This is a genomic window from Aquirhabdus sp., assembly GCF_046462495.1.
GTDB lineage: Bacteria > Pseudomonadota > Gammaproteobacteria > Pseudomonadales > Moraxellaceae > Aquirhabdus.
The window spans coordinates 67187-80095 of sequence record NZ_JBKGVE010000009.1 but is presented as its reverse complement, the minus strand read 5'-3'; the positions used below and the strand labels follow the sequence as shown (position 1 = coordinate 80095).

Here is a 12909-nt window from a genome sequence, read left to right as displayed (position 1 = left end):
GCTAGTATTAGCGCCCCCATAGACAATTTAATCCTCCACAATTTATCTCTAATCACTACACTCCATTTCATTTCACCACACAATCTCTCGCACTATAGTGTCTAGCTTCAGCGCTACAATCATTGCAATTGAAAATTTTTCTGGATGCATCGGCATGATCAATCGGCGATTTGCAATTTTGGCATTGCTTCTCGCGATGTCTTTGGGAAATTCTGTGTGGGCAAATTTTGAAATTGATCAGAAAATGGATGAACCCACCGCTAGAGCAATGCTAAGTCGATTCGGCTATGGCGCGGATGAATCAAGTCTAAAAGCCGCTATGCATCAAACGCCGCGTCAATATCTCATGCACTCAATTCAGGGAGTGTCTCATCTACCCGCTCCAATCGTAACTCAAATCCAATCTCTGCCCATCAGTTGTTCTACATCAGTTATGTGGAGTCAATACGGGCCGGGCGGTACATTAAGAGATAAGCCACTAGATCCAGAAGCCCGCAAACTGGTACAACAGACTGAAAACCAATATATGGATGCAACAATCCAAGCGAGATTGTTGACTATGGCTAATTCAGATAATCAAGGCCATGAAGCATTACTTTCATTTTGGCTGAATCACTTCTCGATCTATGGGCCAAAAGACTATGACAAATTACTCGTTTGGGACTATAGCAACGCACTTGAATGGGCTATGCGCGACGACTCATTTGAGTCGTTGTTACGCGCAAGCTTTTATCACGCGGCAATGCAAATTTATCTTGATAATTTCCAATCTACAGCGCCTAGTTCTATCACGGGTACTATCGTTGCAGCGCGTGGAAAACCGACTGGAATCAATGAAAATTTAGCGCGCGAGTTGATGGAGCTTCACACACTCGGCGTAGATGCTGGCTATAGTCAGAATGATGTGCAAGAATTAGCACGTATTATCACGGGTGCTGGTATCTACACACCCAAAATGCAGGATCAGGCTTTATCTAAAGCGGGCGCCATACGCAAAGGAATTTTTCTCTTTGATCCCAGAAGACACGATTTTGGTTCTAAAACCTTCCTTGGCAATACTTTTCCTGCAGGTCACGGTCTAGATGAAATCGACCGCGCATTGCACATTCTTGCGACGCATCCTGCGACAGCACATCACATTGCCTTGAAGCTGGCGCGTCAGTTTCTATCGGATAATCCACCGCCTGCTCTCGTCAAAGCTATGACGAACGCTTACCTACAGAGTTACGGTCGAATCTCAGCAACATTAATACCGCTCATGACATCCTCTGGATTTGCAGCATCCTTGTCAAACCCATTGAAATTTAAAGAACCTTTGGATTTTATTTTATCTGCCGCTCGCACGACTTGCTCTGGCATGCCTATCGGGAACCCGTCTATTCTTGTTTTTAATGCCAAGGATATGGGAGAAGCACCTTTTATGCATAGCACGCCTGATGGTTATGGCGCGACAGAATCCGACTGGCTCTCGCCTGCTGCAATGGCAGAGCGCACGCGTTTTGCAGTAGCCATCGCAATGGGTAAAGTGCCTCTAGTCAGTAAAGCGGAGAGTAATTTAACTCCCCCTACTGCAACCTCTGCCATGTCTTCACCTATGTCCATGACTCAGGCAACACCTACCCCAAACCCGGCAAAAGGGATTTCTTGTCAGCCAGACTTAAATACTGTCACTCAACTCGTTGGGCCAATTTCAAATAACACGCAAGCTGCTGAATATGGGCTATCAGATCCTGAGAAAATCGTTCTGCTATTGACTAGCCCAGAATTCATGAAGAGATAGGAGAATAGATCAATGATTCACCGTCGAGAGTTCCTAAAACTTGCGCTTGCAGCCAGTGCCACAACGCTCAGTTTAAGTGTTCATCAAGCCTTCGGATTCGAAAGTCCTTCGGGTTCAGCGAATGGCCGAGTGATTGTCATTTTTCAACGTGGCGGCTTAGATGGACTATTTGCCATTGCTCCTATCGATGATCCTCAGCTCCCTATCCTACGCCCTACTCTGTCAAAAACTGTACTTGCAAGTGGTATTCGATTAGGCCAAACAGGCTTTGCGGCTCATCCCTCATGCGCCAAACTTGCTGAATTATTTAATACAGGTGAATTATCCTTCGCGCCATGTGCAGGCACTACGGATAAAAGCCGTAGCCATTTTCAAGCTCAGGATTTATTCGAATTAGGAACAGGACAACCTCATGGCAGTAGCGGCTTTATGGCGCGTACAGCCAAGGTACTCGGTGGGTCGGATGAAGCGATCAGTTTCACTCAACAAGTCCCGCTTAGTTTTCAAGGACTAGACACGCCTCCTGAAATCGCACCGCTCACTGGCACTGGGCTCAAGCTACCTTCTGGTCGCCTCCGAGAGGCCATTCTTCTTGCCAATCAAAATACAAAGACTGGTCAAGCACTCCAACAAGCGATCACAACTGAAACACAGATTGAATCCAGCATAGGGATGGATGTTACCGCCGCGCGCGGCGCGGCTGCGGTCAATGGCTTTCCAAAGATTGCTGGTCAGATGGGACGGTTGCTTCGCGCAAACCAGAAATTGTCTCTGGCTTTCATTGATCTGGGTGGATTTGATACCCATGTTTCAGAGGATGGTATCTTAACGCGTTCCCTTGTTAATTTCTCCGAAGGCTTAATAGCATTAAAAGAGTCCTTAGGAGCAGAAGAATGGAGTCGTACCCATGTGATCGTGATGACCGAATTTGGTCGTACGGTGCGAGAGAATGGCACTCTAGGCACGGATCATGGGCATGGAGGACTTGCATTACTCCTAGGTGGTAATATTCAGGGCGGAAAAATGCTTGGTGGATTTCATGGGCTTTCAGATCAAGCCTTAAATGAAAACCGCGATCTACCCGTTTTGGTGGATTGGCGTGATTTACTGGGGCATTCCATGCGACATATTTATGGACTGAATCAGCAGCAGCTAAGTCTCATCTTTCCTGGACATGGTGTTCGAAATATCACTTAGGCACCTATAATTAAAGCAATGCAGTATCACTTTAAATAATCTCTGACTCAGGTTTCGCTATAGACTGCCTGAGTCAGAGATCTTTTACGCTGAGAGATATCTCTTTTAAGCGGCAAATCCACCATCAATGGTCAAACTTGCACCGGTAATATACGCCGCTTCAGGACTTGCTAAATAAGCCACAAATCCAGCAATTTCCTCATCCTTACCATAACGGCCTATCGGCATCATCGCCCGCAAGGAGTCTGCAAAATCACTATTTGCGGGGTTCATATCCGTATCAACGGGTCCTGGCTGTACGTTGTTAATTGTAATCCCGCGTGGACCTAGATCACGTGCCAAGCCCTTTGTTAAACCCACTAGTGCGGATTTACTCATGGCATAAGGTCCACCGCCGGCAAACGGCATGCGTTCAGCATTGGTACTACCAATGTTGATTATACGACCACCATCAGTCATATACTTCACTGCTTCTTGTGCAGCAACAAACACGCTGCGTACATTAATCGCAAGCGTACGATCAAAGTCCTCAAGGCTAAAATCAGCCAATGGCGCTATTGCCAATACACCTGCATTGTTGACCAATATATCCAAGCGATTAAACGTTTTAACGGTAAGTTGAATCGCATCTTTAATTGCTTCGGCATCTGCACTGTCTGCACGAATAGCCAGTGCCCTTCCGCCCGCGACTTCAATTTCTTTTACGACTTTATTTGCATGGTCAGGGGAGCTGTTATAAGTCAGTGCGACGATTGCACCATTCTTTGCTAGCCTTTTCGCGATGGCCGCACCTATACCGCGTGAACCACCTTGTATAAAAGCGACTTGATGAGTGAGTACTGCGTTTTCAGAATGAACTGACATGATCCTTCTCCGTATTAGATAATACAGCCCTTCAAATTGACGAACTGCGTATTGACAGAGACAGTATCCAATGATCATTATGTCGTTACTAGTTGCAAATAGACGCATTCAATTCATACTAAAGGTTTAAAGTGGCATGATGGAGACGATGGTCGGCATGCAGTGCTTTGTACGCAGTGCAGAGGCTGGAAGCTTTTCAGAGGCGGCTAGACGCCTAGGGATGACCTCAGCAGCAGTCGGTAAAAACGTTGCACGACTTGAAAGCGGGCTTGGCGTACGCTTATTTCATCGCAGCACACGAAGCTTGACGCTGACAGAAGCTGGAGAGCATTTTCTGCAAGAAATCTCTGGCGGACTATCTTCTATTCAATCTGCAATTGCCAATCTTTCAAATGTCGGGGGACAGCCTGCAGGTATGCTTAAGGTGAGCATGGGTACTGGTTTTGGACGAACCTATCTGGTGCCATTACTTGAGCCTTTCTTAGAAACCTACCCTGCAATCTCGCCTGACTGGCATTTTGAAAATCGCCAAATTGATCTTATTGCAGAAGGTTTTGACGCGGCGATAGGCGGTGGTTTTGAACTTCCACCTGGTGTTATTGCTAGAGAACTCGCACCTGCACATCGAGTTCTTGTGGCGGCTCCTCACTATTTTGAAGATAAACACCCTCCTCGTTCACCTGATGATCTGGCTCACTTTGATGGTATTTATATTCGATCCCCTCAGACTGGACGAGTACGACCCTGGCCGCTGCGCAATCAGTCCAATGAACAAACTCCTGTAACCTTGCGCACGCGCATGACCTTAAGTGATCCAGAAGCCGCTTGCCAATGTGCACAAATGGGTCTAGGTATTGCATTAGTCAGTCTGCCCAATGCGTTACCTTTTTTAGAAAGTAGAGCCCTGATTCGGGTGTTGCCTGACTGGTATGTGGATGGTGGTTCACTTTCACTTTACTTCGCAGCACAGCGATTATTACCCGCTAAAACACGGGTCTTTATAGACTTCGTGGTTGAGCATTTCCGCACCCAGAAGTTGGCCGAGCGGTTTACAGCGTACTAGAGATTCATACTCCAAAGTAAATGTGAAATTTTGATGACGAAGCATGTCCTGAACCATTTTAATATTTACCATGAGGACACAATCGGTTAACGTGCTTGATTGCGTAAAAGTCTTAAAATATTTAAAGTTGTTAATCTATGAGTATAAAGATGCAATTAGATCCTGTATCTGCCTTACCACGTGCTCCACAATACGTGCATATCCGTGACTCTTTGGCGGCCCGTATTGAGACGGGTGAATTGATCGCTAGCGCCAAGCTCCCTTCCGAACGTGAACTGTCAGAGAGCTTTAATACGACTCGGGTCGCTGCCCGAGAAGCGCTGCTGGCTCTAGAAACAGAAGGCTTAATCTATCGACTAGATCGTCGTGGCTGGTTTGTCAGCCCTCCCCGTGTTATTTACAACCCGAGAAGTACCAAGAGCTTTATGCAGTATGTGACCGCTCAAGGACGTATTCCAACCACTGAACTCATTTCTGCTGAGTTGATCGGTGCTTCAGACTGGGCCGCCAAACATTTAGCAATTAATGTTGGTGATCCAGTCTATTCAATTTGGCGTCGTCGATTCATTGATGGTCGCCCTGTCATGGTTGAACATTTGCGAATTAATGCTGCGTTCTTTCCTGATTTTTTGAATAACCCATTGAACCATTCAATCACCGAAGTAATGAGTCAGTTTTACTCAGTTGAATTGACACGGGTAAAAATGAATCTTTATCCGTCATCGTTATCTGCATCACAAGCACGCCACCTCCTTGTGTCGCCTGGAACTTCTGGATTATATATCTGCCGTAGTAATCATGATCAACATGGAAGGATTACGGATGTTGATCAAGAATATTGGCTGCATGATGTGCTCGAGATCAGTTTAGAAGCCCGTAAAGAACAGTCGGAATAGATTTAACCTATTGTAATTTATATTTATTACCTTTAAAAGAGAGCACTTTTTGCTCTCTTTTTTTGTTTGTAAGGAACTTTTGTTTAACTCAATCTGGTTTATACCAGATTCATCAATTTGTCATATTATGCTGTTTTAATGCCTCGTAGAAGGAAATGCAGTGATCATTTTTAATTTTTTTAGGGGGTGCAATGATGAATTCAATATTTAAACACTTGATGCTAACAACGACAATTACATCGATAGCTTTGTCATGCAGCTTAGCCACCGCTGGGCAAATTACCGTTTATACAGCGCTTGAAGCCGATCAACTTGTCGCCTATGAGGCCAAGCTCAAACAAGCCTACCCAGATTTAAGTGTTAAATGGGTTCGCGACTCAACAGGTGTGATCACTGCCCGCTTATTGGCTGAAAAAGCAAATCCTCAAGCCGATGTCATTACCGGCCTTGCAGTCACAAGTCTTATGCTGATGGATCAGCAAAACATGCTTTTGCCATATGCGCCTAAAGGTGTAGAAAAACTCAATAAACTCTACGTCAGTCCAAAGAAAGTGCCGACATGGACCGGAATGGATGCATGGGAGTCTGCCGTATGTGTGAATACCGTTGAACTCAATGCACGCAAGTTACCATTACCAACGTCTTGGGCCGATTTGACTAAGCCGATCTACAAAGGTTTGGTCGTTATGCCAAATCCAGCGTCAAGTGGTACAGGCTATTTGGATGTTTCTGCATGGCTTCAGACCCTTGGTGACAAGAAAGGCTGGGCTTATATGGATGCACTACATCAAAATATCGCACAGTATACGCACTCGGGCTCAAAGCCTTGCAAAATGGCAGCTCAAGGTGAAGCCGTGATCGGTATTTCATTCGGATACCGTGCATCCCAGCTTAAAGAAAAAGGCGCACCTTTAGAAATCGTATTTCCTAAAGAAGGCTTAGGCTGGGATTTGGAAGCTTCAGCGATTGTTAAAGGCACCAAGAATTTATCCGATGCCCAAAAATTTATTGATTGGAGTGTCAGCAAAGAAGCCAATGAAGCTTATGCCGATAACTTTGCCGTTGTTGCATATCCTGGTGTCGCAAAACCAATTAAATTCCGCCCTGCAAATGTTAACACGCTCATGATTAAAAATAATTTTGAATGGGCTGCCAAAAATCGTGACCAGATTTTGGCGGAATGGTCTAAACGTTATGACAGTAAATCTGAACCAAAATAATCGTTTATAACGAACGCTTCAACTCATTAGTTGCTTGAATGAGAATATTTAAACTCAAAACACAGCTGAGTATGTCCATTTTTTCAGCTGTGTTCTTTTTAATTTTTTAAGAAGATAGTTGGCTCATTATTTGTAAGACCATAAGGTCAAAGGGTGGATTATATGGTGGACACAATGAAAAAAAACTCACCAGGTGAGCCGGAACACGCACAGTCCGAGATTCAGTCTACAGAGATTCATGCCAGCTTATTTGATCACCCTATGCCAGATTTAAGTACATTAACCTCGCATCACAATGCAATATCGTTAGATCTGCAACGTCATCACGTTGCATTAGAAATCCGTGGTGTACACAAACGATTTAAACAATTTACAGCGCTGAATCATATTGATTTAGAGCTTCGCAAAGGTGAACTACTTTGCTTCCTGGGCCCTTCGGGTTGCGGTAAAACAACATTACTGCGCCTGATTGCAGGCCTTGATCGGATCGATCAAGGACAGATATTAAAAAATGGTGAGGATATTAGCCATCTTAAAACTGAAAAACGCCGCTGCGGGATCGTCTTTCAGCATTACGCACTATTTCCTAATTTGACCATAGCCGAAAATATCGCCTATGGGCTCATCGGCAAGCGTTGGAGTAAGTCATCGCGTCAAGCACGTGTAATCGAATTACTTGCCTTGGTCGGTCTCACGGGATCGGAACAAAAGTATCCGCTACAGCTATCAGGTGGTCAACAACAACGTGTCGCGCTGGCTCGTGCCATAGCACCTGAACCAGACATTCTCTTACTGGATGAACCTTTATCCGCACTTGATGCACGAGTACGACTGCATTTGCGTCAGGAAATTCGCTCATTGCAACAACGCCTACACATGCCAACGATTCTGGTTACACATGATCAAGAAGAAGCATTGACGATGGCAGATCGGATTGTGGTAATGAATCATGGTGTTATTGAACAGATTGGTACGCCAGAAGATATTTATCACCATCCTAAAACCCGCTTTGTTGCAAACTTTATCGGGCAAATGAATTTTTTACCCGCCAAAGTATTATCTAGGACGGAGTTATTGGTTGCAGGGCACTTACGTCTATCACTCCGTAAGTCAGTTGATCTTCCTGCCAATACTGAAGTAGAAATTGGTTTTCGCCCTGAAGCCGCATCACTGGTTCATTCAAACGCAGTTGAACAACAATCAATCATTTTACCGGTGCATTTGACTGCAAAAGAATTCTTAGGCGCCCAGACGCGTTTAACGGTGGCAATTCGAGGGCAACAAGCTGGTGGCACTCGACCAAAGGAATATTTAATACAAATAGACACGACGCATCATCATGCCGGTGGTCTCTTTGATCTAGTGCACATTTCACTTGATGAAACTCAACTCCACGTTTTCGATCAAGCAGGACAGACATTATGCTAAATTCTGCTTTGTCACCCAATGATCAAACGCTGAATCAAAGACAAAAATTTACCCTGTCATTACCTTCCGCGGTATTGGTGAGCCAATGTCTGATCTTGACCATACTGGTTCTTTTCCCATTAATGATGCTTTTTTTCAAAGCATTATTCGATCGAAATGATCACTATGTTGGCCTCAATAATTTTACGCTTTATTTTTCAAATCCGGCATTGACCAGTTCGATTGCTCATTCATTAGTTATTGCATCGACTGCGACGATGATCACATTGATCATCGCAACTATCTATGCTTATGCAATTACGAGTAGTCGCATTCCTTTCAAGGGTTTCTTTCGGCTTATTGCGCTCTTGCCCATTCTGGCTCCGTCTTTATTACCCGCAATTGCATTGGTTTATCTCTTTGGCCACCAAGGTATGCTGAAATTTTGGCTTGGAACTGCAGAGATTTATGGCCCCATTGGGATTTTGATGGGCTATTGTTTCTGGTTGTTTCCATCTGTACTTATGATCATGGTTCCGGCATTCCGTGGCTTAGATGCGCGTTTGTTTGAAGCCAGTCGCAGTTTGGGTGCAGGCGCGATTCGAACGCATATCAAAGTCATGTTTCCCGCCATTCGCTATGGATTGCTCAGTGCAACGATGGTGGCATTTACCTATGTCTTGACTGATTTCGGTATTCCCAAAGTCATTGGCGGCTCGTACAACATGATGGCTTTGGATGTGTACAAACAGATTATTGGCCAGCAGAATTTCAGTATGGGAGCTGTTGTATCTTTGATGTTGTTAATACCCGCTCTACTTGCTTTTGTTATTGATCGTGTCCAAAAGCAATCTCAAGAGCGTCTGCAACAGCAAGAAGCACGTCCATATCAAGCCAAGAAAGACCCATGGAAAACAGCAGTCCTCTTGGTTTTTTGCTCAGGCGTAGCCCTATGTCTACTAGCGGTAGTAGGTACGGCAGTGTTTGCATCATTTGCCAAGTACTGGCCTTATGATTTAAGTATGGGCCTCATGCACTACCATTTTGAGTTTGTAGATGGCGGGGGGTGGAAATCCTATTTCAACTCACTCAAACTCGCCTGTTTAGTGACAATCATTGGTACCGTCTTTGTATTTATTGCGGCCTTTAGTAGCCAGCGATTAAAAGATCTCGTATTACTGAAGAATCTACTCCAAGGATTAGCATTATTACCCATGGCCATTCCTGGATTGGTATTAGGTATTGCTTATATCTTCTTCTTTAACCATCCAAATAATCCACTGAATTTCCTATACGGTACTCTGGCAATATTAGTCCTATCCACCGTAGTTCATTATTACACGGTGCCCCATTTAACAGCACTGACAGCTTTAAAGCAGCTACCCACTCAGCTAGATAGTGCGGCAATGTCATTGGGTGTATCAGTGCCAACTACTTTCTGGCGAGTCTATTTACCAGTATGTTTACCTGCGGTGCTTGATATTTCGGTCTATTTCTTTGTCAATGCCATGACTACTGTTTCAGCTGCCATATTTTTATATTCACCCGACACAACCCTTGCTTCAGTGGCCATCTTGAATATGGATGATGCCGGTGATACCGCGCCAGCTGCTGCGATGGGTGTGCTGATTCTGGCAACCTCTTTGGGTGTTAAAGTTCTACATTGGCTCATCACGAGTCAACTCTTAAAACGCACTCAACGTTGGCGCCAAGAGGATGGATAAGTTTAAAAGCATTTTTATTGACGATGCTTAACATCTAGCGTCATTTAAGTTTCCAAACCCTCGTTTTATTCAATTTTTTTCGAGTCATCGAAAGAAGTGGTTTTTTACGCCTGAAAGAAAGTTTTAGGCATCCAGTGTTGTAGATGTTTTTTTAGTGGTCCATGTTTTTTTATTCAAAAATTTAGGGGAATGTTGTGAAAAATCTTTTTAATTTAAATGTACTAGCAATATCGATCTGTCTGGGGATGACAGTTTCTACGGCTAATGCGGGGGTAGTATCAACCGAAGGTCCAGACATCATTCTTAAAACGGATGGTGGATTTGGAGCCAGAACTGCAGATGGTCAATTTAGCTTTGATGTAACGGGGCGTCTCAATTTAGATACGTCTTATTCAAATGGCGTACTCAATAACGCGACTCAAGATAAATCGCGCACAGATACTTACATCCGTCGTGGTTACTTTGGAGTCACAGGTACAGCCTATAAAGATTGGTACTTTGAAGCAGTGATGAACGGAACTGGCGACCAAGGCAGTGGCGCTCATTTTGAATGGGATACCTTCTACTTGAAATATACAGGATGGAGTCTAGCTGACATCACCTTCGGTCGTGCCGTTCGCCCTTTTGGCTTAGAACAATCAACCAGTTCAGGTGCGATTTCTACGATTGAACGTGCAGCAATCTGGGATCTGACTAATGCCGGCGATACTGAATCTAGCCAGCAGTTGGAATTCAGTAATGGTAATAGCCATATGAGTTGGGGTGCGTCTATCTATGATAACGGCGACACCAGTCCATCAAAAAATACGCGTTATGGTTATGATGGTCGTTTTACCTATGCACCAATTGCTGAAAAAGACCAAGTACTTCATCTGGGTATTTCTCTGGATGATGCCAACATCGATGCGAGCCAATTCAGTGCCAGCAGTACGCTTGGTGCGAAAAAATCTGATGGTATCACCTTTGCCACTGGCAACTTTGATTCAGATCGTTCCGGCGTACTTGAAGCGGCTTATATGAATGGTCCTTTCTCTATTCAAAGCGAGTACCTGCGCCGAAACTTAGGGAGTGCTGATGCTAAAACTGTTGATGCCAAAGTATCGTCATACTATGTCATGGGCACATACACACTGACGGGTGAGTCACGTGGCTATAAAGCTAAAGCAGGTAAGTTTACTAATATCAGCCCTGTTAACTCATATGGTGCATGGGAACTTGTCGCACGTTATCAGCATGTGACTGGAGATCAAGGGATCAGCAAAGAAGCCAATGTATACCTGCTGGGTATCAATTGGTACGCCAATAAAAATGTCAAAGCCATGTTTAACATCCAAGACATTACCACTGACAACGTTGCTGTTGCGGGTGCAGATGAAACCGGAAAGTCTGCGGCATTCCGTCTGCAATATAACTTCTAAAAGATCCTCTTTGTAGGCTCTCCACTGGGCAAATGACTGAATGTCTATTTGCCCAGCATTATTTATCATACATGAGTATTTTTGCAATGAGTTCACCTTCTGAACGATTAGCCGATTTATTAATTGTCGGTGCTGGGATTTTAGGTTTATCTGCGGCGATTCAAGCGGCAAATGCTGGTTTACGCGTCATTATCTTTGAAAGAAATGTTTCGCCTGTGGGTGCGACTAGGCGTAACTTTGGGATGATTGGTACTTCTACACTCGCCCATCCCTGTGGTATCTGGCGACAATATGCTCTCGAATCGCGAAAGTTTTATCAAGAAACTCAAGCTGAAACCAATATTTCATTTCAGCAACGCGACGGTTTATATCTCGCCAATACCCATGAGGAATGGCAAGTTCTACAAGAATTTGCGGATATCTCGCCAGATTATGCTATTCCGAGTCGATTGCTCAGCAAAGAGCAGCTTACACAGGATTATCAATATCTCGTTCCTGATCGGTTAAAAGGTGGGTTATTACTGCCTGAAGATTATTCAGTTGAACCAAGCCAAATCGGTACTGCACTACTCAGTGTTGCACGTGCACATCACAACATTCGTGTTTTAACTCAATCTTGTGTCACCCAAGTCAAAAGTGCGGACAATCATGTTTCGCTGACACTCGCAGACGGACAATATTTCTCTGCCAAAAAAATTCTGATCACCCATGGGGATATCACAGACATTCTTTACCCAGATGTACTTAAACAGGCAGGCTTGAAACGATGTACCCTGCAAATGGCTAAGACATTACCCTTTCATCAACCTTTGAACGCCTCCATATATTCAGGATTATCAATACGCCGTTACCCTGCATTTGAAATCTGCCCCAGCTTCGGCGCACTGATGATGGCTTCGGTACCGACAATTGTGGATGCCTACGGCATACATATTTTGATTAAGCAGACAGCAGATGGCTGTTTAATTATTGGCGATAGCCATGAATATCATACGTTGGATGAGCCGCCACAATTCCATCAGCGAGAAGCACTCAATCGATTTATCACTGGCTACTGCCATGAACAGTTAGGCATAAAGCTGCCAGAAATCCAAGAAAGCTGGAATGGATACTATCTCACTCATCCAACAGAGCAGGTGCTCGTAGTAGAACCCGATCCCAACATTCATATTGTCTGTGCCATTGCTGGAAAAGGTATGACAACTGGACCTGGTTTTATGCTTAATTTCCTTAAAAACAATATTTTATAAATGATATATGGATATTTTTGTGCAAATTTTCATAAATATTTAATATTACGCTTCATCCAATCTGGTTTATACCAGATTGGATTTGTGCTA

General features: G+C 44.2%; 10 protein-coding genes. 9 read left to right on the top strand and 1 reads right to left on the bottom strand.

The features are described 5' to 3' along the window. The first annotated feature begins 154 nt into the window (after positions 1 to 154). Positions 155 to 1780, top strand: a complete 1626-nt coding sequence (locus ACLHG7_RS11105) for a DUF1800 domain-containing protein (protein ID WP_410211089.1) — start codon at positions 155 to 157, stop codon at positions 1778 to 1780. A 12-nt stretch (positions 1781 to 1792) separates the two neighbouring features. Beyond that, positions 1793 to 2977 carry a DUF1501 domain-containing protein gene (locus ACLHG7_RS11100; RefSeq protein ID WP_410211088.1) on the top strand — a complete coding sequence of 395 codons (1185 nt, stop codon included), beginning with the start codon at positions 1793 to 1795 and terminating at the stop codon, positions 2975 to 2977. 105 nt (positions 2978 to 3082) lie between these two features. On the opposite strand, the gene ACLHG7_RS11095 is transcribed toward ACLHG7_RS11100, so the two are convergent. Beyond that, the gene (locus ACLHG7_RS11095; RefSeq protein ID WP_410211087.1) at positions 3083 to 3841 is read right to left on the bottom strand and encodes a 3-oxoacyl-ACP reductase family protein; all 759 of its coding nucleotides are present in this window, start codon (positions 3839 to 3841) and stop codon (positions 3083 to 3085) included. 136 nt (positions 3842 to 3977) lie between these two features. Between ACLHG7_RS11095 and ACLHG7_RS11090 the strand changes: the two genes are divergently transcribed. From ACLHG7_RS11090 to ACLHG7_RS11060, 7 genes are all read left to right on the top strand, one after another. Next, positions 3978 to 4904: a LysR family transcriptional regulator gene (locus ACLHG7_RS11090; RefSeq protein WP_410211086.1), complete on the top strand. Its 927-nt coding sequence runs from the start codon at positions 3978 to 3980 to the stop codon at positions 4902 to 4904. 149 nt (positions 4905 to 5053) lie between these two features. Then, on the top strand, positions 5054 to 5800 hold the full coding sequence (locus ACLHG7_RS11085) for a UTRA domain-containing protein (RefSeq protein ID WP_410211085.1): 747 nt from the start codon (positions 5054 to 5056) through the stop codon (positions 5798 to 5800). A gap of 194 nt (positions 5801 to 5994) precedes the next feature. Next, complete coding sequence (locus tag ACLHG7_RS11080) at positions 5995 to 7020, top strand: putative 2-aminoethylphosphonate ABC transporter substrate-binding protein (protein WP_410211246.1); 1026 nt, start codon at positions 5995 to 5997, stop codon at positions 7018 to 7020. Between the two features lie 174 nt (positions 7021 to 7194). Continuing rightward, complete coding sequence (locus ACLHG7_RS11075) at positions 7195 to 8448, top strand: putative 2-aminoethylphosphonate ABC transporter ATP-binding protein (RefSeq protein ID WP_410211084.1); 1254 nt, start codon at positions 7195 to 7197, stop codon at positions 8446 to 8448. Next, positions 8442 to 10151 (top strand): putative 2-aminoethylphosphonate ABC transporter permease subunit, encoded by a 1710-nt coding sequence (locus ACLHG7_RS11070; RefSeq protein ID WP_410211083.1) that lies wholly within the window; start codon positions 8442 to 8444, stop codon positions 10149 to 10151. Before ACLHG7_RS11075 ends, ACLHG7_RS11070 begins: the two co-directional genes overlap by 7 nt. 245 nt (positions 10152 to 10396) lie before the next feature. Beyond that, the gene (locus ACLHG7_RS11065; protein ID WP_410211082.1) at positions 10397 to 11569 is read left to right on the top strand and encodes an OprO/OprP family phosphate-selective porin; all 1173 of its coding nucleotides are present in this window, start codon (positions 10397 to 10399) and stop codon (positions 11567 to 11569) included. Positions 11570 to 11655: 86 nt separating this feature from the next. Then, on the top strand, positions 11656 to 12819 hold the full coding sequence (locus tag ACLHG7_RS11060; RefSeq protein WP_410211081.1) for a TIGR03364 family FAD-dependent oxidoreductase: 1164 nt from the start codon (positions 11656 to 11658) through the stop codon (positions 12817 to 12819). Positions 12820 to 12909 lie beyond the last annotated feature (90 nt).

Coding starts and splice junctions, on each gene's coding strand:
- ACLHG7_RS11105 (WP_410211089.1), top strand. CDS start 155: ATGATCAATCGGCGATTTGCAATTTTGGCATTGCTTCTCGCGATGTCT.
- ACLHG7_RS11100 (WP_410211088.1), top strand. CDS start 1,793: ATGATTCACCGTCGAGAGTTCCTAAAACTTGCGCTTGCAGCCAGTGCC.
- ACLHG7_RS11095 (WP_410211087.1), bottom strand. CDS start 3,841: ATGTCAGTTCATTCTGAAAACGCAGTACTCACTCATCAAGTCGCTTTT.
- ACLHG7_RS11090 (WP_410211086.1), top strand. CDS start 3,978: ATGATGGAGACGATGGTCGGCATGCAGTGCTTTGTACGCAGTGCAGAG.
- ACLHG7_RS11085 (WP_410211085.1), top strand. CDS start 5,054: ATGCAATTAGATCCTGTATCTGCCTTACCACGTGCTCCACAATACGTG.
- ACLHG7_RS11080 (WP_410211246.1), top strand. CDS start 5,995: ATGAATTCAATATTTAAACACTTGATGCTAACAACGACAATTACATCG.
- ACLHG7_RS11075 (WP_410211084.1), top strand. CDS start 7,195: ATGAAAAAAAACTCACCAGGTGAGCCGGAACACGCACAGTCCGAGATT.
- ACLHG7_RS11070 (WP_410211083.1), top strand. CDS start 8,442: ATGCTAAATTCTGCTTTGTCACCCAATGATCAAACGCTGAATCAAAGA.
- ACLHG7_RS11065 (WP_410211082.1), top strand. CDS start 10,397: ATGACAGTTTCTACGGCTAATGCGGGGGTAGTATCAACCGAAGGTCCA.
- ACLHG7_RS11060 (WP_410211081.1), top strand. CDS start 11,656: ATGAGTTCACCTTCTGAACGATTAGCCGATTTATTAATTGTCGGTGCT.